The following is a 19,201-nucleotide window of genomic DNA, read 5'->3' on the forward strand; positions in this document are numbered from 1 at the left end:
TGGACGGCTTCGCGCAGTCTCCCGAGTTCAAGGAGCTCTGTGCTGAGTGGGGTGTGACCCCTGGGAGGGTCGACCTTGTTCAGCCGCGCGACAGGAATGCCAAGGTGACGGGTTTCGCAGTTCGCCTTTATCGGGTCGTCCTCGGCCGACCCTTCGATATCGACGGCCTCAATGCTCATTGTGAGAACCTACTCGACGGATATGCTGTTGAATCTGTCGTCCAATCCTTCTTCTCCTCAGCTGAATTCAAGAATCGTTCCCTTTCAAATAAGGAAATTGTAACAATATGCTATCAAGCTCTGCTTGATCGAGAGGCGAGTGCTTCCGAAGTGCAAGGTTGGATCAATATGCTCAACAAAGGCATGAGTGTGCATGATCTTGTGTTTGAGTTTTGCTGTTCTGAAGAGTTTGCAAAGCTCGTTGAATCCTATGGTTTGAGCGTTATGGATGCGAACGCGTCGATAGCTTATAGGAAGATCAAGAACATGAGCAGTCCAACCCCTTATATTCTTGCTGTTAATCTCGATGCCTATACTACGTACTGCTTCGAGGGCAGTGCTGGCAATTGGAAGCTTATCAGGGAAATGCCGTGCGGTGTCGGAGTTGGTGGGACTGGTAGCGATGGTAGCTATTGGGGGAAGACGTTTACCGGCGCATTTCGTCTTGCTACAAGTAATTGGGACTGGAGTGCAGACGATCTGTGCGGACCTCGCGACTACGAGCCATATGGATGGGCAGTGAGGTACTTTACCTCCATCTTCGGAAGTCAGGGATTCCATTCGACGGTGGGTTGGACGAACGACTATAGCCAGCTTGGGAAGAAGGTTTCCCACGGGTGCGTTCGACTTCTCCCTGCTGACGCGGAGTTCATCTACTCCAGTCTTCCGGACAATACCGAGATTATAATCTGGGGTAGCATTTACGACTAAGGATGCACCGATATAAGATTATGATTCACAAAGCAAAGGAACCCGTTAGAAATATACGGGTTCCTTTGCTTTGCGCGCCGAGCATGCGCACGTTTCTCATGGGTGAAAGTCCCTAGCACGCCCGATAGCGGGAAGCGCACAGCCAAATGCAAGATTTTCGTCGCCAACCATAAGGTCCATCATGTTGAAGTGGGTCACGCCGTCTCGCTCCAAGGGGAGTGGGTCGAGTGTCAGCAGGTACTGGGGCCAGTTGTCCCGCACGTTTCTGAAGGGCCGGTACTCCCTCTCCTCGACAGCCGGATCAGCAACCGACATGGGCACCTGAATGTAGGCGTATCCCTCATCGGCCCGACGGGCGTAGACATCTTTCTCGATGATCTAACCCACCACGTCCTCTACGTAGCGCGACTTGGCGCGTAATATTCATCTTTATATGGTCGCTTTAAGGGTACCAAAGTCGTCGCAATTTCAAAAGTGGTACCGTTAAACAGGTAATTGAGTGGCAAATTGAGAGCATTCTACACGCAACTGTCGGCTTCCTCAACTCGACTGGTCTTATCTGGAAGCCCCTGCTGACATCTCGCGGCCGTAGTTGATTGTTGTGCGACACACACGATAATCATTGTGGAAGACAAAAAGCCCCCGGCGTACCGGGGGCTAATCGGGCATACGTACTTACATCGTGGCAATGTCGATGCGTTGCTTACCAATAAGTTGGCCGTTTGCTTCAGCCGCCTGTGCGCCTGCTTGGTCGTTCGAGAGGTCGGCGTCGTTCTCCGTATTGAACTCGGCGACGGATCCGTCAGGGAAGGTTCCCTTCGCCCACATGAGGTAGACGCTTACAGAATGGGCGCCCTTCAGATCCTGCGCTATGCTTGCGTGTTTCTCATTGTCTTCAATGCGATCGCTGAAGGTCCAGTCGTATTCAACAGGATCCGGCGCCCATGATCCGACGTAGTTTCCGTCAGCGTCTTCGACGACGAAGTAGAGTGCGGCATTCCATTTCGACTGGTTCGCCCTAGCCTCAAGTTCCGCCGGGAGATCAGGCTCAATGGCCAGGCTAACCATGAACAGGTCGCCACCGCCTCCGTTAATGTGCTGGGCACCAAGAACCTCGCCCTTTAAGGTGCAGGCTTCGCTGAACAGATCCGCGGCTTCGCCCGTCGTCTCACTGGTCGAACCTTCCTGTTGGTCGACTGACTTGTCAGAGACGTCCATATCAGTGTTCTGGTCTGTGGAGTCGTCGGTACTCGAGGGGGTGCACCCGTAGAGGAAACCGAATGCGGCCACTGTGGCCACGAGGAGCAAGGCGCTGATCTTTGCGGTAATTTTGATTTCTGAGCTCATAATACCTCCCATGACTTTTTCCTCATTATACGGGATGGTCGGCGCTTTCTCTGAAAGGAAGCTCGGATAGGAAACTGATCGACACAATAACTGCTACACTTGTTCCAGACGAAGGAGATGCTGATGGAGGATGCTCCCGTGCGCGAAAAACCAGTCTTGTACATTGTCGTTCCCTGCTACAACGAAGAGAGCGTATTGCCGGTGACAGCCCGGCTCTTTCTGCTCGAGCTGGAGTACCTTGTTTCAACTGGTAAGATCAGCACTGGCAGCAAGATATGCTTCGTGAACGATGGATCCTCTGACTCTACCTGGAGCATCATCTGTTCCCTATCGTCAAGCGATGTTCGCTACGTGGGTCTTTCTCTATCTCGGAACAGGGGTCATCAGAATGCCTTACTGGCCGGACTCATGGAAGTTCGGGGAAAGTGCGACATCTGCGTGTCGATGGATTGCGATGGGCAGGATGATATTTCGGCTTGTCGGCGCATGGTTGATGAGTACCTCAGCGGGAGCGATGTGGTGTATGGCGTCCGATCCAAACGCGAGACGGACACCACTTTCAAGCGTCTGACTGCTCAAGGGTTCTATCGACTCCTTGAGCTGATGGGCGTGGAGATAGTGTACAACCACGCTGACTATCGCCTGTTAAGCTCGCGCGCCTTGGATGGGCTGGCTGAGTTCGGCGAGGTGAACCTCTTTCTGAGAGGTCTTGTTCCTCTCGTGGGGTTCACATCCTCCACGGTTGAGTACGAACGCTCTGAACGCATAGCGGGGGAGAGCCACTATCCGCTGAGCAAAATGCTCGGACTGGCCTTTGATGGCATAACAAGCCTTTCGATCAAGCCTATTCGCACGCTCTCTTTTGCGGGTGTGCTGTTCAGTGTTTTAGGGCTTGTCGGGTTTATTTGGGCTGTGGTTGCGTTCTTTACCGGTCAAGCCATATCGGGCTGGGCGAGTACCGTTTGCTTCGTCTGCTTCTTCGGTGGGCTGCAGCTTTTCGCGCTGGGGATAATCGGCGAATACGTAGGCAAGATCTACCTCGAGGTAAAGAACCGCCCTCGCTACATCATTGCAGAGCGTACAGGGGAGCTGTGATTTTTATGGGCAGGAGCGGAGATTCGACTGACATCCAAACGCGGAATAGGCTCACCTTCTTGGGATGTCTCGCTTTCTCTGCGGTGGTCTTTGCGGTGTTCTTCATGGCTGATGGAGGAATCGACACCGACGATGACTGGACTATCGCAATGGTCTTGGGTGGGAACTATGGCTCAGGTGGCAACTGCCTCTTTTTGAACTCGGCGCTCGCCTGCTTTATCTACCAGTGCGGGCTGGCTCTACCTGGGGTCAATTGGTTTACCGTGTTTGAGTTGATGGGGTCCGTTCTCTCGCTGGCGATCGTCCTCTATCTCTCAATTCGCGAGGCCGGTTTGGGATTCAGCTTCCTTTTGGCGTTTTTGCTGGTACGTTACGTTCTGCCTTTCTGTACATTTCGGTCGAACTACACAGTTGTGACCGCCTTGGTTGCGGGAGCCGGTTTCTTCCTTCTGCTCTGCTGGGCGAAAGACAAGCTTGCCGGCTGCGCTGAGGGGCAGGCGTGGCGCGTTCCTGTTGGTTTGACCCTAGCCGTCTTCGGCATGTGCTGGCGTCCGCTGAGCTTCCTGCTTTCGCTACCCTTTGTCGCTCTCGCTTTCGCGGCCGTGTTGGTCGTCGATGTGCTGCGTAGGAGGGAAAGCCTTTCGAAGCCTAGAATTCGTACGAAGGTGCCGGTTGCTTCGGTGTGTGCGACGGGAATTGCACTCGCTGTCGTCTGTGGGGGGTTAGTTGTCTTCGACGCGTATATGTGGTCGCAGCCAGGGTGGTCGGATTGGAAACAGTATCACGATGCTCGCTCTGAGTTGAGTGATTTTCCGACCAAGGAGTATGAAGAGATTCGAGGGGAGCTGTCGGCTGTCGGCGTGTCGGAGAACGACTATCGTCTTGTCACGTCATGGGCAACGAATGATCCCGAGTTCTTTACGGTAGAAAAAATGCGCCAGATAGCCGAGGTTGCGGCGGACGAGTCCCCAGTGCCGCTGGATGAGTATGCTTCAAAGCTTGCCTCATGCGCGAGGGAATATGCGCACCACTACGCAGTATGGCTGTTGATCTGCGGTGTTGCGTTCCTTCGTGTTCTTATGAGTGGTGCTGAGTCGAACGTGCGAAGGGCTGTGGCGGTTTTCTTGATTCTGAACGTCATCGGTGTCTTGCTCATCTCGGCTTATTTCGTGTATGTGGGCAGGTTCCCCTTGCGTGTGTGCCTGTCCATTCTGGTTCCCTCATCTCTCGTCTCTGCATTCATGGTCGGCTGTGCGGGCGGAGGGAGCGTCGTTCAGTTGAGGCCGGCCTGCCGAGTTCTGTTTGCGGGGCTTGGTACTGCGGGCTGCCTGGCGTTGTGCCTGAGCATCTGCTCGGTTGCCACAGCTGCGGCGCCCAGCTTGTGGGGCGTCCTTCGGAACCCAGGACCTGTCAGCTCAGAAGAACCTCTCTACGAGCTCGTATCGACGGGCGACAACGTGTTCGTATGGGACGTTGGCGAATACTACGTGATTCAAGACGGTGTGTATGGGTGTCGCTCGCTGCCTTCGCGGGATTTTATGCAGAGTAATCTCACACTCGGAGGATGGACAACCCACGCGCCTTTTCGAATGGATCTTGAGGCGCGCTCCGGTATGGGCAACCCATTTCGGGGCCTTTTGGAGAATCCTCGCGCTCGTTATGTGGCTCGCGATCTTGGGAGGGCGGATCAGATCTGTCAGTATCTGCGCGAGCATTACTCGCCGACGGCGTCATATGAGGTAGTCGAACAGGTTGAAAGCTTTGGGGACACATACAGCATCCTACGTTTCTCCGAAGTCTGAGACGAGACGTCTTATCCCTTCTTAGCTTCGTACGATACAGCTTTCGACTCGGTTGATCAGATCGTCGAGCTGATCTTCGCTGCGTTCCCTGACAATGACATGTCCGAAGCGATCTGTCCCGTTTTCCACCTGGTGAATGGTGTCGCCCTTCCGGACGTCGAGGACGACTTCGACTCCATTTTGCTCAAGTTGGTGAATGGTTTTCCAGCGGATCGATTCAACTCGGGAGGTTATGGGACTTACCAATATCTTCGCCATGCACGGCACGGAGGTCGCGCCGTCGAAGCTGACCTGTTCTCCCAAGGCGACCCTAATAATCTTCTCATACCAGTTGAAGCCCGTATGGATGGATATGAGCTCGGGGATGCAGGTGGCGCCTGTGCGCCCACCCATTTCAATAACGTGAACCCCGTCATCGTTGATAAGGACGTCTGAATTGAAGGCGCAGGACGAAAGCCCCAAAGCCTGGGAGGCTTTGACTGCTTCGTTTCGAATCGCCGCAACCACGCTCTTCTCAACGTTCAGGGGGAAGTAATGTCCCTGGGGGATAGAGGCTGCATCGGTGGTGTAGACGAACTTTCCGTGGGGAAGAATGATCGAGGGGTTGCCCTCTTCGTCTACGAACCCGTCGACACCGATCTCGAAACCTTCAATAAACTTCTCCACGATGACGTAGCTGTTACGCGTGATCTCGGAGGACTCCTGGAAGGCACGATCGATGTCTTCCTCTCGACTCACTTTACTGATGCCGCGGCTGCCGGAGCTGTCAGTTGCCTTCATCATGACAGGAAGGCCGATATCCTTTGCGGCGGTGCGCGCTTCGGCAACGTCATGTGCGATCCTGAAAGGCGCCGTCGAGACGCCGTGATTCTGGAATGCTTCTTTCATGAGCCGTTTATCCGTTGCGTTGCGAGCAGCTTCATAGGTGATGCCCGGTAAGCGCAGGGCATCACAAACGTACCCAAGACTTCGCACGGCTACGTCGGTTCCTGATGTGCAGATACCATCGATCTTCTGCGCGCGGGCGATCTCCAAGATGTATTCGCAGTCGCGTGTGTCGGCGTCGCACCAAAGATCAGCTTCTTGGATGCCAGGGTAGTTGCCCGGAGGCGTAACGACGATTGTTCTCAGCCCCAGGTTGCGCGCGGTTTTGATCAAGGGGAGCTGGTAGATGCCTGCACCCAGAATCATCAAAGTTCTCATCATGCCACCTCGATCGTGCCTTGCGGAGCAAGCTCGAAACTCCCTGCTTGCAGATGGTCATAGAAGATAGGCTCACCGCCGGTGTGGACAAAAAGGATATTTTCGCCGGACACCCCCTCTTCAACAAGGTATTCTTGCATGCCCAGAAACGCCTTGCCTGTGTAGACGGGGTCGAGAGGAAATCCGTTCACAGTAAGCTGCTCCATGGCGCATTGGAGTACGGCGTGATCGTAAAGTCCGTAGCCGCCGCGCCTCTTGTCGGTTATCAAGCGCGTGTTCGAGTTGACAAGAGACTCTGCCTCACTGATGCCGCGTTCCTTCAGGAAGGGCACGGCTGCTTCCTGGATGGCCTTTCGGGCACGTTCCTCCGAGCGTGAAGAGATCATGATACCCTGCACCTTGCATGAGTCACCAGTAATGATATGGCCGCAGATGAGCCCCGACTGCGTCGCCTGCGTGCCTGATGCACAGAATATGCGGTCGAAGGAGAATCCGTTGGCTTGTGCGTACGCTGATATTAACTCGTATGTCTTCGCATACGCGCGGGCTGCGACGTGCTCATTGCCTTGTCCTAGTGTGTTTCCGAAGATGTAGTAGGGATCGAAACCCTCGCTTTGGTAGCGTGTTAGAGCAGTCTCAACGGCGGGGGCTATGGCGTCTGGGGTGCAGGTGATCGTCCGAGCGCCGAAGAGGTTCATCAGGCGCTTGTTGTTGCAGTCGCCATTCGCCTCGTCCGACTGCGAGAGAACAACCGTGCAGGGAATGCCGTACGAGCGGCATATATTGGCAATGACGCGGCACATATTGGAGGTTGACGAACCATAAGCAACCAGGGCGTTTTTGCCGAGCGCCCTCAAATCGTCAACGAATTCCAGGGCGATGCGCACCTTGTTTCCCCCGAATCCGAAGGGTAGCAGGTCATCACGTAAGACGAAGAGGTTGTTTCCCGAATGGGAGGTGTCGACGATGGGGTGGATGAGACATTGGCTGTCAACGAGGGATGATATGTTCACGAAAGATTCTCCTCTTGCTTATATTGGGTTGTAGAATGATGCTTCTTGAAGCGGCTAAGGCAAGTGCAACAAAGTGCAGCGCAGAGGATCCCTGCGATGGTCACTGCGGCTCCGATTTCCCGTCCGACGACGGTGTAGCGCGCCTCTATGTGATGTTGTCCTTCGGGTACCTCGAATCCGATGAATCCGATGTCGCCTCTGAATGTTGGAACCTCGTGCCCGTCGACAAACACGTGCCATCCGCCGGTATAGGGTATGGCCAGGCAGGCAGTGAGATTGCTCGGCGCAACAATTTCCGCCGTCACTGTGTCTTGCTTGCGATAGAGCCGTACGTCAGTTGCGAGGACTGTCTTGCCCGGCGAAGAGCTTTCGCTCGCACCGGCCACGTTGTCGGGTACGACAACGCTCGTTGCGAGGGTCTCTCGGCGCTGATCGAGAGACATCCGGAAGAAAGCGCTTTCGGGGGTCGTTGACGCGAAGCCTCGCAGGACGCATGCATCGGGGTTTTCGTATACAAGAATCACGCCTTGATTCTCCTTGAGTTCGAACGAGTCCAAGGAGAGGGGTTTTTTTGAGAGAAGATATTTTATACCGAGCATATCATTGATTGCGTTGACGTCGGTGTCGTTTGCGTATACCTGGTAATACGGACCCATCGAAATGACGCTCGGCCACACCGCGCGATAGAATGCGAGAACGTCTCCGTCGTTGGTGGAATTATATGCGCTGACACCTGAGAATTCTTCGACGAGGGAGTCGTTGAGCCACGTCCAATCACTGTAGGTCTTTTCGACTCGATAAAACGAAGGATCCTCTTTGCCCAATTTCTCGAGGGCAGTCATCGTAGAGGACGCGACATTGGGCTCGGTTGCTTCTGGGAAGGTTTCGGCGGTGGCGGCTATTCGATTGTTGGTGACAAAGAACCCGTCGGCCACACTTGTTCCCACCAGGATGAGTGCGAGGGTCATAACGAGGACGGAGTGTGTATCTGCGGTTCGCGCATGATGTCGGGTGTCTGTCGTGAATTTGAGTGATAGGGCGCAGAACAGTGCCAGCCCAACAAGGTTGAACGCGCAGAGCCATCGTCCATTGACCGTGTTGGTGAGGGACCAGAGCAGGATGGCGAAGCTGATGAGGGCTCCAGCAACAAGTGGGGGAAGAGCGACCTTGCCGGGCTGTATGCGTTTTTCCCACCCGATGGCCAATGCAATGCACACTGGAGTTGCCAGCACGAAGGAACCGCGGTACTTCGGCTCGGCGAAGACGTTTGATAAAGCCGGAAGGAAGTTGTTGCAGCAGTAGAGAACCACGAGCAGTGTAGCCACCACTACGAGAGCCTGATTCTTTCTCGGGAGTTCGGTGAGGGCCCAATGGTAGAACTGGAACAGTATCACGATAGCGACAGCGGAAAAGCCGAGAGTCACTAATTCGTAACAATTCACATAAGGGAAGGCCTCCGTGGTGGGAACGAGGGTTTTGGGGATGTCGGCTCCACTGCTAATAAGACTTGTGCCTAAAAGACGGCTTAGGATCATGGGAATCCAGCGTAGGGGCACGAATTCTCCGGCGTAGGTAAGAGCTCGCGTCGCAAGAGGGATGCTTTCCTCTGACGCGATGCGACCCGTTTCCCCAAATAGGAAAAGGGCGTAGGGAATGAGGACGATCCCCGCCATCAGGCATCCGTAGAGTACGGGAGCTGCTAGGGAGAAAACGCTCTTCAATGTTGACCTGGCTATCTTCGGGCCGGAGGTTCTTGCTATGATAAGGATTAGCTCGACAAACGCAAGGCCCAAAAGGATCATGAAGCCACAGTAGGGACTCCATCCTATTGCCAGTGCGCTCAGGAGAGCTACGGCTGCGAAGCAGGGGACAGACCATGCTTTGAGCAGATGCTCGCTCGCGAGGAGCAGGGCTGTGAACACCACAAGCGTTGTTCCTAACCAATAGTGCTGGCCCCAAAGCATCAGGTAGCCGCAAAACGCATACGCGCAGGCGCCGACTATACGTGCGAGCGGGGTAGCGCAAAACGATGTCAAGACACGGTTGAACAGCGCTCCGCACAGTAGTATTTTCACGATTTGGAGAGCCGTCAGAATAAGGCTGAGGTGCTGGTTGCCGAGCAGGAGGCCCAGGGGAATCAGAATGAGGTTAAAGGGGTCGAGAATCCAAGACTGATAGGAGAGGGAGCTCATGCCGAGTCCAAAGTTGAAATTCCAGCTGCCGAGTTCATCAGCGCGTATTTTGTCGAGAAGGTCTAGGTAGAAGAGAACATACTGGTCGAGCGTATCCTGCCCGATGTCAAGATAGCAGAAGTAGCGCACCTCGAGCAGATAAGGCCCATATATTGCAAAGGACCCTATGGCGAGGGCCGCGATTAAGATGCCGAGCTCGAGCTTCGTGTCTCCCCCCCTCTTACTTACAAGGGAGGGCATCTTCTTCGCGATGAGCGTGCAGAAGATGACGATCGCAAGAGCGACCGCAGCGAGGTGAGGAAGCAACCAGTTCATAGACCCTTTTCGATAGAGACGTTTAAAAAAACACTCTTCCTCAATGGAAAGAGTACCAATACTATCGTATCACCTTTCTTCGCTTAGCTAGATAAAGGTCCTGTGAGAACGGGGATCGTGGTAGAATTGGGCTCATGAGGGAGGAAAAACGGCAAGGAAAGAAACTTCGTGGAATCTGAACGACGCAAGCTAGGCGGAAACACAAAGGCAATACTCCTTCTACACATACTGCTGGTGTTCTACTCTCTCTGTAGTATATGCGCCAAGCTTGCGGCTGAGCAGCAGTTCATGAGTTGTGGTTTCATCTTGTACTATGGCGGCATGATTGCCGTTCTTGGCGTGTATGCTATCGGCTGGCAGCAGGTCATCAAGAGGCTTCCGCTGACGCTTGCTTATGCGAACCGGGCCGTCACTATCGTGTGGGGTGTTGTGTGGGGATGTCTATTCTTTGGAGAGACACTTACGGTGCCAAAGCTCGTCGGGGCGGCTATCGTGCTTGTTGGTGTTGTCCTTTACGCCACGTCGGGTTCCCAGGATGAGGGGGAAGACGATCTGCACGACGGTTGTTTCGAAGCGTCGAAAGGGGCTTCTGAATGAGTCCGATAATCTGCTGTTTTGCCGCCTTGAACTTACTAGGCGTTTTCATTAGCTCGGTTTCGCAGGTCATGTTGAAGAAGAGTGCGTCAAAGGAGCACAGCTCCGTGATAAAGGAGTACGCAAATCCGGCTGTTATGGGGGCATACGTTCTGTTTCTAGCATCGACGCTGCTCTCAGTTTTCGCCTACAAGGTTATTCCCCTTTCCATGGGTGCTATTTTGGATGCAACGGGGTATATATACATCACGCTTTTCGGTGTTTTGATTTTTCGCGAGAAGCTGAACAAACGGAGGGTAGCGGCTCTGGCTCTCATTCTGATCGGCATTGTCGTCTACTCGATGGGTCTTGGCTGATCTTGTGATGGAAGGAAGAGGCGCGCAATGCTAATATCTATAGTAATTCCCTGCTATAACTCGGAAAAGAGTATACGGAACGTAGTTGAGATGACCTATCAGGTCGTTTCAAAGCGTTTGCCGGAATACGATTGTGAGTTCGTTTTGGTTGACGATTGCTCGCGTGATGACACCTACACTCAGATACAGCGTCTTGCCGAGGATTATCCCTTTGTCCATGGAGCGACACTCATGCGCAACTTCGGGCAGCATAACGCCATTATGTGCGGGCTGAATATCGCGAAGGGCGACCTGATCATGGGCATGGATGATGACATGCAAACCCATCCTTCGCAGATTCCCCTGATTATTGACAAGATGATGGAGGGGTATGACGTTGTGTACGGGGTGTATCCTCAGTCGACTAATGGCGTGCTGAAAAACATTACGAGCTGGCTTAACTGCTACTCTGCCCAGAAGATGCTTGGCCGTTCCAAGGATATTAAAACGAGCAATTTCTGGATGATTCGCAAGTGTATTCGTGATGAGGTCATCAAGTATAAGAACTACAACCCTTACGTCGATGCGCTGTACAGCCGAATGACAAATCGTATAGGTAACGTGGAGGTAGAACATCACGAGCGTATGCATGGCTCGTCAAACTACACCCTCACGAAACTGTTTAAACTATGGCTCTCCTATTTTAATTACACGACGTTGCCGCTGCGGTTTGTGAGCAGTATTGGCTTTGTTATGTCGGCGGTAGGGCTTGCTGCCACGATTTTTACCGTGCTGTACAAGCTTATCGTTCCAGACGTTCTTGTTGGCTGGTCGTCGCTGATCTGCGTCATGCTATTCTTCTTCGGGTTGATTCTGCTTGTTCTGGGTATCATCGGCGAATACCTCGGTGATCTCGTCCTATCTGCTAACGGTACACCTCAATTCGTTGTTCGCGATCTAACTGATTTGGGCAAGTTGCCCTCCAGCCAGGCTTTTGAGCGCGAGTAACCGTGGATTCGACACGATTGATGCTACTCTTGGGGACTAGGCGTTGTTGCTAACCTGTCCTTTCGAGTAGGCTTTGTTGATTATCCAGGCGATGGGGCGCGGCCAAAATCGCGCAAGCATTTCGAAGTCTTCCTGCGTGCGCGTGTTGTCTCTGATGAGAGCAGATGTCTCTGAGTCCTGGTGGATGCGGTGGTACATCAAGATGGTTTTGTCGTAGACGAACTGACCATCAAGGTGGGAGAATCGCTCCCAGGCGTCCCAGTCGAGGTTACTCTTCATTCCTGTGCTGAACGGTGGGTTTGGAAGTGCGTTCATGTTGAGGGTGACGGAGGGGCAGCAGATAGAAGACCCCTTTGAGAGAATTCCCCGCTTCTTTCTCACACTGGAAGCAACTCCTGACCTGCTGATGGGGAGGAGTAGGATGCGTTTGATGGTCAGAAGCCGATGGTTGTCTACCTTCACACCGTGACGCAGCTCGCCGTAGTTCGTGAAGAAGATGAGCGGTCGCGTTGTGCGATTCATTCCCGCGAGCATCTTCTCTGCGTAAGTGGGTTCGTAGGTGTCGTCTTGGTGGGCGATGGTTACCAAGGGCGTGGAGGCGCAGTTGGCGGCGAAGTTCCAGTCGGAGGCGATACCGAGCTTCTGAGGATTGATGAAAAGGGGGATGTCGTTGTCGCGTGCAACGTTCTCGATGAGGTTGTTGGGTGTGGACGTAGCCATGACGATGTTCGTTCCAATTGTCTGGGTCTTGAGAGACCGGACGCACTCAGAGAGATAGGGACTCTCTCCATACGCGCAAATAGCAAAGGTATGGTCAGCTGAAGAGAACATGGTAGTTAGCTCCTTGCAGTTTTGGATACAGCGTTGAAGCCAGCTACGGCAAAGTTGCGCGTATCTTTGCTGACAAGCGAGAGTGTTCTAACGCTGCCTGCAAGCTGTCGATCGTGAAAAGCATAGATGTCGGCAATCTTGTTCATTGGGTGCCACCTTCGCTGATTGTCGAATGCTCAAACGTGGGCATTGGGGGTTTTTCTTTTTGTTCTATTGTATACAATAGGATGCGTTTGTTCTGCGGAGTGTGCTTCGATAGACAAAATGGTTTCTTTTTCCTGTTGGCTGATGCGGAAGTGCGGTATTCGCAATGATAGATTTTAACATCCCGCCCTACGTTGGAACCGAACTCGACTATGTCCGGCAAGCGGTTGAGGGCAATCGGAAGATTTGCGGAGACGGTCCCTTTTCCGCAAAATGTCACGAATGGATAGAAGGGCGCTTCAATGCGACAAAGGCACTGCTTACAACGAGCGGAACAGCAGCGCTCGAGATAGCGGCAATCTTATGCGATCTCAAGCCGGGGGACGAGGTCATACTTCCTAGCTTCACCTTCTCATCTACCGCTACTGCCTTTCAGATGATGGGTGCTGAGCTGGTGTTCGTTGACGTTCGTCCAGACACTATGAACATAGACGAGCGAAAGGTAGAGGCGGCTATCACGGAGAAAACTCGCGTCATCGTGCCAGTACACTATGCGGGTGTTGCTTGTGAAATGGACGCCCTGATGCAGCTCGCTGATTGCTACGGGTTGCTCGTCGTCGAAGATGCGGCTCAGGCGGTTATGAGTACGTACAAGGGTCGGGCTCTGGGTACGATAGGCACGTTCGGTTGCTATTCGTTCCATGAGACGAAGAACTACTCGATGGGAGAAGGCGGCGCCATCCTCGTCAACGACCCGTCATATTGCGACAGGGCGGAAATCATTCGTGAAAAGGGAACAAACAGGCAACGCTTCTTTCGTGGGCAGATAGATAAATACACCTGGGTTGACCGAGGCGGCTCATACCTCCAGAGCGACATGAATGCTGCCTACCTGTGGGCTCAGCTGGAAAAGGCTGATGAGATCAACCAGGATCGCCTTGCAACGTGGGATTTCTATAACGAGAGTCTTGAGCCGCTGTGCGAGGCGGGCAGAATCGAGCTTCCCTTTATCCCTGAAGGATGCAAGCATAACGCTCATATGTTCTACATCAAGGTTGCCGACTTGGAAGAGCGAGGCGCGCTCATCTCGCATCTAAAGGAGCGGGGCGTCATGGCTGTGTTCCATTACATTCCCCTACACAGCTCTCCGGCAGGCGAAGCGTTCGGTCGCTTTAACGGGAGGGACGAGTTTACCACGGTGGAAAGTGATCGGCTGGTTCGCTTACCTCTGTACTATGGCATGTCTGATGAAGATCGTTGCACGGTTGTTGAAGCTATCTTATCGTTCTTTGAATAAACGTTGCATTACACAACGTGTGGCACCTTTTCTGTCGAGAGAGTGCCACACGTTCCCAGCTTTCTGATTACAGCATGTCGAAGTCTCTCAGGCCCGTATTGAAGTCGTCGCGAAGTTCATCGTATCCCGTGAACCTGATGAAGAGATTCTTATCATCGGCGTCTTTGATAAAGAAGACCTCATTAATGCGCTTCAAGGTTTTGATCATGGAGTCGATGTCGGGTGCGTAGATACGGACAAGACCAAGGTTTAAGCCCTGTGCTATCTCGCTACCAGGACGCTTGGGAAGGTCGAAAGATACGTTTTCCATGCTGGTAAGCTCATCGATCCCCTCGATGGAATCAACGGTGCCGTTTCGCTCTGCGAACAGGTGATACGAACCAACGCAGTCTTTGCAGGCTGTGATAAGGTCGTCGGGCAGGTCGGAGACGTCGTGTTCGACACCCATCGCCGTCTCGATCATCCATCTCACTGTGTTGAACCCGTTCACCTTCTCGTAGAGTTTGTACGAAGTTTCACTGCTGTATCGATAGGCGGGCTCGATGAGGTAAAAGTGTCCATCTTCATCACGCATGGTTTCCACCCACGCAATGCCGTTCTCGAATCCGGCCTCACGGAAGACCTCTTTCACCTTGCCGTTGACGTCTTCTAAGTACTGCTTCAGGCCGTTCGCTGTTGTGTTGATGAATGAATAGAGGTTGGCTGTCTTGCCCTCTTGGTGGAATTCTCTGCCGAAGTAAAGGAGGCGAGCCTCTCCGTTTGCCATAACGTAGTTGGCGACCCATTCTTGGCCGTGCAGCTGCCGTTCGCACAAGACGATGTCAGCGTCGGTGATGCTGAGAGCCTTGTCGTAGGCGGCAAGCAGCTCATCCTCATTGTTGCAGTAGCTCATGCCTCGATTGGCGCCCTTGTCAACAGGCTTGATCACTACGGGGTAGGTGATAGCATTGAGGACTTCCTGAGAAGGATGCTCGCGGAGAGCCATGCCTTCAGCAATGAGAGCACCAACCCGCTCGCAGATCTTTCTGAACTCCGACTTGTTTCGAGCGACGGTTGTCGAGTAGTCGTTGCTACTGTACCAGGGAAGGCCGAGGCGTCGGCACAAGTCTCGACTCTTTTCCATATTGAAGTCGCTGGCGCCGTATGTCACGCCGTTGACGCCATGTTTTCTACAGAGTCTCTCCATCTCGTCGACGTCTGCGGTGCTGACAAGCCAAGCCTCGTCGGAAACCTCTTTGGTCGGAGTGGTGGGGAAGTAGTCTGCGGTGATGACGTAGAGCCCCATCCTCTTCGCCTCAAGGGCGATGTCGTACGTTCCGAAATCGCTTCCGACAATGAGCAGCTTTCCCTCCATGTGCATACTTCCTCTCCTGGGGAGTCCGTCGCGTTCAATACCGGAGCATTATACTATGCAGGTTTGGCGGCAGAGATCGCTCGCGTGAACCGAACATGATAAGATAAGCGAATTTATAGGTCCAGATAACTGGGCTGTGGTGTTGTATGCGTGGAGGAGTTTTGCTCATGTGGCTTTCTTTTGTTGGTGCGGTTGCGCTTTTGCTGCTCCTCCTCTACGCGCCAGGATACCTTGCTCTGAGGGCGTTTCGGCTCCCGCATCTTCTCGCCGTGTGTTGCGCTCCTATCGTGACGGTCGTTCTTTACAATATTGCTGCCATTGTCTGTAGCTTCGCCGGAATATTCGGGAGTTGTGCGACGATCGCCGTTCCCTGTCTCGTTTTGTGTGCTCTGGCTGCCGTGGTTTCGTTTCTCGTGGGGGGTCGTTTGCTGCGAGGGGAATCAAAGTCCCCCTTCGCGGGCGGCGATTTCGCGGGAAAGGAAAGCTGGCTGCAACTGGCGTGCTACTTGGTCGTGGGGATCGTCATCACTGGCTATGTCCTGGTTGGCAACTTAGGCAGCGCCGACTCCTTCTTTCAGGCATTCGACAATGTCTTTCACCTGAATACGGTTCGGTCATTTATCGAGTCGGGATGCTGCTCTGTCTTTGACAGCCGCCTGTACGTGAGAGAGATAGTGGGAGACGATGCGGTTCCTTGGGTTGCGTCGGGCGCTTCGTCATTTTATCCGACGACATGGCATTTGATGACGGCTCTTGCGGTTGACGCTTCCGGGGTGGGTTTGACGGTTGCGGCGAATGCGTTGAACGCATGCTTGGCAGCCGTCGTCTTCCCCGCTGCTGTTTTTGTGTTGCTGAAAGTTCTCTTCCCGAGAGAGAATGGCGTGGTGTGGCTCGGGAGCGTTTGCTCGGTCGCCTTCGCAGTGTTCCCCTGGGATTTCTTGGTTTTTGGTCCCCTCTACCCCAACGTCTTCGGAAACGCCCTTCTTCCCATTGCCATGGCAAGCTTCATCGGTCTTTTCGAAGCGAAGGATCGCACCATGCTTTCGCTTCCCGCGCGCATCGGTTTCTTCGTGGTTTGTGTTGTTGCCCTGGCTTTCTCTCATCCTAATTCCGTCTTCTCGGCGGTGGTGTTGCTGACTCCCTTCCTTTGCCGCTGTGTCTCCTGCTGGGCCGGCTCTGCAAAACTGCCCGGAAGCGAGTACGTATGGAAGGTCTGCGGTTATGCGGTGTGTCTCGTGGCAGTCGGTGTCATTTGGATGGCTCTGTATAACACGTCTTTCATGCAGAACGGGCCGCTCGCTGATTGGTGGCCGTCCTATACCAGAAAGTATCTGGGTGCTAAGTACGTCGTGTCGCTCGCTTTGAAAGAGCCTGCTCAATGGGTGCTGGCCGTTGCGGTACTTTTCGGTGTTGTGCGGGCTGTGCAGTCGAAAGAGCACCGGTGGCTTGTTGTGGCCTATGCGGCAGCGGCGTTTATCTTCTGGGTCGACATTACCACGGATGGAGAAACCAAGCATATTTTGGCGGGATTCTGGTACACGGATTCCCATCGTTTGGCGGCGACTATCGCTTTGGCGGGTATACCCCTTGCTGCTTTAGGCCTTTGGCAGGCTACGTGTCTCGTGGTACGGGGCGTGAGCGCGCTTGGGATCAAGGCGGGCGATAATAAACACGCGATTCCTGTATGCGGTTTCGTTCTGGCGCTTGTGTTTTGTGCGGGAAACTATGTAGTGGCGGGTCCGTCAGAAGAGGGGTCGTTACCGACGGCGTTCGGGAGCATAGCAGCTGCGCTGAAAGGGCAGGACGTCTCCCAGACAGACACTATTTACAATGAGTCTGAAATGGATTTCATGAAGCAGGTTGAGGAGATCGTGCCCGAGGGAGCGCTCATAATCAATCAGCCCAACGACGGGTCAGCTTTTGCCTGCGGCATCGAAGGGCTCAACATGTACTATCGTCTCTTGAGGGGTTATGGTGATGACGGAGAGCTCGAACAGAGTAAGCTGATTCGCCATAGCTTGGTCGACATGGCAAGTGATGACGAGGTCGCCCAGGCAGTTGCCTTCACTGGTGCGCGCTATCTTTTGCAGCTTGATGCGGGCGACTTCGCGCGGAAAAACAGTCCGCATCTGTGGACATATGAAGACCCCTCGTGGTGGGAGGGGGTCGACTTTGTCGACGAGAGCACGCCGGGGTTCAAGCTCGTCCTGGCGGAAGGTGACATGCGGCTGTATGAGATCGGAGATCCGGCATAGTGTCTACGTTCAAAGGGACGACACTCAGAGCGCTCTTCTGGAAGCTCTTCGAACAGGGCGGCACTGCCGTTGTCACACTAATCATCCAGATCGTCTTGGCACGCCTACTCGCTCCTGAGGAGTTCGGCATGCTGGCTATCATGCTGGTGTTTGTTAATGTCGGTAACGTTATCGTGCAGAGCGGACTCAATACGGCTATCATCCAATCACCCGACGTCACGGAGCGTGACTACTCCACGGTCTTTTGGATGAGTTTGAGTATCTCTCTCGTCTTGTACGTGACTGTGTTTCTCTTGGCTCCCCTGGTGGCGGGCTTCTATCAAATGCCCCAAGCTGTCTTCCCTCTGCGCGTGTTGACGCTGATCCTGATTGTGAATGCGTACAACTCCATCCAGGAGGCGATCGTTGCGCGCAGCATGCAGTTCAGAAAAACCTTCCTGGCCACCGTCACGGCGGGCGTCTCGTCAGGCGCGGTAGGCATCGTCATGGCTCTGCTTGGATTTGGGATCTGGGCGCTGGTACTTCAGCAGCTTGTTCAACAGTTGGTCAAGTGTATCGTGCTTGCCTTCCAGATAACCTGGAAGCCCCGTTTCGAGTTCAGCCGTGCGCGCGCCGTGGTTTTGTTCCGTTTCGGGTGGAAGCTGCTTTTCTCGGGCCTGCTCGACCAGTGTTACCAAGGGCTGTCCGACCTGATAATCGGCAAGGCGTTTACAAAAGCCGACTTGGGGTACGTGTCGCAGGGAAAGAAGTACCCTTTTGCACTTGGGTGCCTGCTCGATGGCGCGATTCAGCCGGTCATGCTGTCTGCGGTGTCACGTGTCCAGGGAGATTTGGATATGGTCAAGCGACTGATGCGCCGCGCGCTGAAGACATCGGTTTTCTTGGTAATGCCCGCTATGGCGCTGTTCGCAGCAGCAGCTGATCCCATTGTTCGTATTGTTTTGGGGGAGCAGTGGGTTCCATCGGTGCCTTTTCTCCAGGCGTATTGCTTCATCTATGCTCTTCTCCCTATTCATACAACGAACCTTCAGGTCCTCAATGGTGTAGGCCGGAGCGACTTGTTCTTGAAGTTGGAGATCATCAAGACCATCATTGGCGTCACAATTCTCGCATTCGCCGCGTTTGTCGTAGGGGATTTGTACGCCATTATGGTTGGTTACATGGTCACGGGTGTGGTCTGTACCTTCGTCAACGCCGCTCCGAGTAAGCGCGTAGTGGGGTACGCCTATTCTGAGCAGGTAAGAGACATTCTTCCAGCGATGCTGCTGTCGCTTTTCTGCGCGGCGTGTATCTCTCCTATTGCTCTAGTCGATTTGCCTAATGTGCTGAAAATCCTCGTTCAGGTAGCCGCCATGGCTGTCTTGTACTGCGGCCTTGCAAAGATGCTACGCATCGAGGCCTTTGATTACCTGCTCAAGACGGTCAAAGAGATTGCGTCAAGGAAAATATAGTCTATTATCGTAGGCAAGCGTCAACGACGCGCGGGT

The 19,201-nt window shown here is 53.7% G+C and carries 16 protein-coding genes and 1 pseudogene; 10 read left to right on the forward strand and 7 right to left on the reverse strand.

The window, feature by feature from the left end:
- Positions 1–104: 104 nt before the first annotated feature.
- Positions 105–407 (forward strand): annotated as a pseudogene (locus G7Y44_RS10605) (DUF4214 domain-containing protein); the annotation flags it as partial.
- Positions 408–485: 78 nt separating this feature from the next.
- The gene (locus tag G7Y44_RS10460; protein ID WP_241159244.1) at positions 486–929 is read left to right on the forward strand and encodes a L,D-transpeptidase; all 444 of its coding nucleotides are present in this window, start codon (positions 486–488) and stop codon (positions 927–929) included.
- 675 nt (positions 930–1,604) lie between these two features.
- Here G7Y44_RS10460 and G7Y44_RS09485 read toward each other — a convergent pair.
- Positions 1,605–2,276, reverse strand: coding sequence for a hypothetical protein (locus tag G7Y44_RS09485; RefSeq protein ID WP_165249408.1), 672 nt, complete (start codon positions 2,274–2,276; stop codon positions 1,605–1,607).
- 123 nt (positions 2,277–2,399) lie between these two features.
- On the opposite strand from G7Y44_RS09485, the gene G7Y44_RS09490 reads away from it, so the two are divergent.
- Together G7Y44_RS09490 and G7Y44_RS09495 are read left to right on the forward strand one after the other, a co-directional pair.
- Positions 2,400–3,371, forward strand: a complete 972-nt coding sequence (locus G7Y44_RS09490; RefSeq protein WP_165249410.1) for a glycosyltransferase family 2 protein — start codon at positions 2,400–2,402, stop codon at positions 3,369–3,371.
- Between the two features lie 59 nt (positions 3,372–3,430).
- Positions 3,431–5,173, forward strand: a complete 1,743-nt coding sequence (locus G7Y44_RS09495) for a hypothetical protein (RefSeq protein ID WP_165249412.1) — start codon at positions 3,431–3,433, stop codon at positions 5,171–5,173.
- Positions 5,174–5,194: 21 nt separating this feature from the next.
- Here the strand turns inward: G7Y44_RS09495 and G7Y44_RS09500 are convergent, their stop codons facing one another.
- The 3 genes from G7Y44_RS09500 to G7Y44_RS09510 are packed head-to-tail and all read right to left on the reverse strand — an operon-like array spanning position 5,195 to position 9,896.
- The gene (locus G7Y44_RS09500; protein ID WP_165249414.1) at positions 5,195–6,379 is read right to left on the reverse strand and encodes an ATP-grasp domain-containing protein; all 1,185 of its coding nucleotides are present in this window, start codon (positions 6,377–6,379) and stop codon (positions 5,195–5,197) included.
- On the reverse strand, positions 6,376–7,389 hold the full coding sequence (locus G7Y44_RS09505; protein WP_165249416.1) for a 1-aminocyclopropane-1-carboxylate deaminase/D-cysteine desulfhydrase: 1,014 nt from the start codon (positions 7,387–7,389) through the stop codon (positions 6,376–6,378). The genes G7Y44_RS09500 and G7Y44_RS09505 overlap by 4 nt, the downstream gene beginning before the upstream one ends.
- A complete protein-coding gene (locus tag G7Y44_RS09510) occupies positions 7,386–9,896 on the reverse strand; it encodes a YfhO family protein (protein ID WP_165249418.1) in 2,511 nt (836 codons plus the stop codon). The genes G7Y44_RS09505 and G7Y44_RS09510 overlap by 4 nt, the downstream gene beginning before the upstream one ends.
- A gap of 168 nt (positions 9,897–10,064) precedes the next feature.
- Between G7Y44_RS09510 and G7Y44_RS09515 the strand changes: the two genes are divergently transcribed.
- The 3 genes from G7Y44_RS09515 to G7Y44_RS09525 are packed head-to-tail and all read left to right on the forward strand — an operon-like array spanning position 10,065 to position 11,833.
- Positions 10,065–10,493, forward strand: a complete 429-nt coding sequence (locus G7Y44_RS09515) for a DMT family transporter (protein WP_206214462.1) — start codon at positions 10,065–10,067, stop codon at positions 10,491–10,493.
- Positions 10,490–10,846 carry an SMR family transporter gene (locus G7Y44_RS09520; protein WP_165249420.1) on the forward strand — a complete coding sequence of 119 codons (357 nt, stop codon included), beginning with the start codon at positions 10,490–10,492 and terminating at the stop codon, positions 10,844–10,846. The genes G7Y44_RS09515 and G7Y44_RS09520 overlap by 4 nt, the downstream gene beginning before the upstream one ends.
- Before the next feature lie 27 nt (positions 10,847–10,873).
- Positions 10,874–11,833, forward strand: coding sequence for a glycosyltransferase family 2 protein (locus tag G7Y44_RS09525; RefSeq protein ID WP_165249422.1), 960 nt, complete (start codon positions 10,874–10,876; stop codon positions 11,831–11,833).
- A gap of 36 nt (positions 11,834–11,869) precedes the next feature.
- Here the strand turns inward: G7Y44_RS09525 and G7Y44_RS09530 are convergent, their stop codons facing one another.
- Both G7Y44_RS09530 and G7Y44_RS09535 read right to left on the reverse strand, forming a co-directional pair.
- A complete protein-coding gene (locus G7Y44_RS09530; RefSeq protein ID WP_165249424.1) occupies positions 11,870–12,664 on the reverse strand; it encodes a glycosyltransferase family A protein in 795 nt (264 codons plus the stop codon).
- 5 nt (positions 12,665–12,669) lie between these two features.
- Complete coding sequence (locus G7Y44_RS09535) at positions 12,670–12,810, reverse strand: hypothetical protein (protein WP_165249426.1); 141 nt, start codon at positions 12,808–12,810, stop codon at positions 12,670–12,672.
- 164 nt (positions 12,811–12,974) lie between these two features.
- Between G7Y44_RS09535 and rffA the strand changes: the two genes are divergently transcribed.
- Positions 12,975–14,105, forward strand: a complete 1,131-nt coding sequence (gene rffA / locus G7Y44_RS09540) for a dTDP-4-amino-4,6-dideoxygalactose transaminase (RefSeq protein WP_165249428.1) — start codon at positions 12,975–12,977, stop codon at positions 14,103–14,105.
- Between the two features lie 67 nt (positions 14,106–14,172).
- Here the strand turns inward: rffA and G7Y44_RS09545 are convergent, their stop codons facing one another.
- The gene (locus G7Y44_RS09545) at positions 14,173–15,459 is read right to left on the reverse strand and encodes an ATP-binding protein (RefSeq protein ID WP_165249430.1); all 1,287 of its coding nucleotides are present in this window, start codon (positions 15,457–15,459) and stop codon (positions 14,173–14,175) included.
- Positions 15,460–15,626: 167 nt separating this feature from the next.
- Between G7Y44_RS09545 and G7Y44_RS09550 the strand changes: the two genes are divergently transcribed.
- Together G7Y44_RS09550 and G7Y44_RS09555 are read left to right on the forward strand one after the other, a co-directional pair.
- On the forward strand, positions 15,627–17,714 hold the full coding sequence (locus tag G7Y44_RS09550) for a DUF6541 family protein (RefSeq protein WP_165249432.1): 2,088 nt from the start codon (positions 15,627–15,629) through the stop codon (positions 17,712–17,714).
- Positions 17,714–19,165 (forward strand): lipopolysaccharide biosynthesis protein, encoded by a 1,452-nt coding sequence (locus tag G7Y44_RS09555; protein WP_165249434.1) that lies wholly within the window; start codon positions 17,714–17,716, stop codon positions 19,163–19,165. Before G7Y44_RS09550 ends, G7Y44_RS09555 begins: the two co-directional genes overlap by 1 nt.
- Positions 19,166–19,201: the final 36 nt, after the last annotated feature.

Origin of the sequence: Adlercreutzia sp. ZJ141, from assembly GCF_011038965.1 — a bacterium.
GTDB lineage: Bacteria > Actinomycetota > Coriobacteriia > Coriobacteriales > Eggerthellaceae > ZJ141.

Excerpts from the sequence above, each read along its gene's own strand:
- G7Y44_RS10460 (WP_241159244.1), top strand. The coding sequence starts at position 486 with ATGAGCAGTCCAACCCCTTATATTCTTGCTGTTAATCTCGATGCCTAT.
- G7Y44_RS09485 (WP_165249408.1), bottom strand. The coding sequence starts at position 2,276 with ATGAGCTCAGAAATCAAAATTACCGCAAAGATCAGCGCCTTGCTCCTC.
- G7Y44_RS09490 (WP_165249410.1), top strand. The coding sequence starts at position 2,400 with ATGGAGGATGCTCCCGTGCGCGAAAAACCAGTCTTGTACATTGTCGTT.
- G7Y44_RS09500 (WP_165249414.1), bottom strand. The coding sequence starts at position 6,379 with ATGATGAGAACTTTGATGATTCTGGGTGCAGGCATCTACCAGCTCCCC.
- G7Y44_RS09510 (WP_165249418.1), bottom strand. The coding sequence starts at position 9,896 with ATGAACTGGTTGCTTCCTCACCTCGCTGCGGTCGCTCTTGCGATCGTC.
- G7Y44_RS09520 (WP_165249420.1), top strand. The coding sequence starts at position 10,490 with ATGAGTCCGATAATCTGCTGTTTTGCCGCCTTGAACTTACTAGGCGTT.
- G7Y44_RS09525 (WP_165249422.1), top strand. The coding sequence starts at position 10,874 with ATGCTAATATCTATAGTAATTCCCTGCTATAACTCGGAAAAGAGTATA.
- G7Y44_RS09530 (WP_165249424.1), bottom strand. The coding sequence starts at position 12,664 with ATGTTCTCTTCAGCTGACCATACCTTTGCTATTTGCGCGTATGGAGAG.
- G7Y44_RS09535 (WP_165249426.1), bottom strand. The coding sequence starts at position 12,810 with ATGAACAAGATTGCCGACATCTATGCTTTTCACGATCGACAGCTTGCA.
- rffA (WP_165249428.1), top strand. The coding sequence starts at position 12,975 with ATGATAGATTTTAACATCCCGCCCTACGTTGGAACCGAACTCGACTAT.
- G7Y44_RS09545 (WP_165249430.1), bottom strand. The coding sequence starts at position 15,459 with ATGGAGGGAAAGCTGCTCATTGTCGGAAGCGATTTCGGAACGTACGAC.
- G7Y44_RS09550 (WP_165249432.1), top strand. The coding sequence starts at position 15,627 with ATGTGGCTTTCTTTTGTTGGTGCGGTTGCGCTTTTGCTGCTCCTCCTC.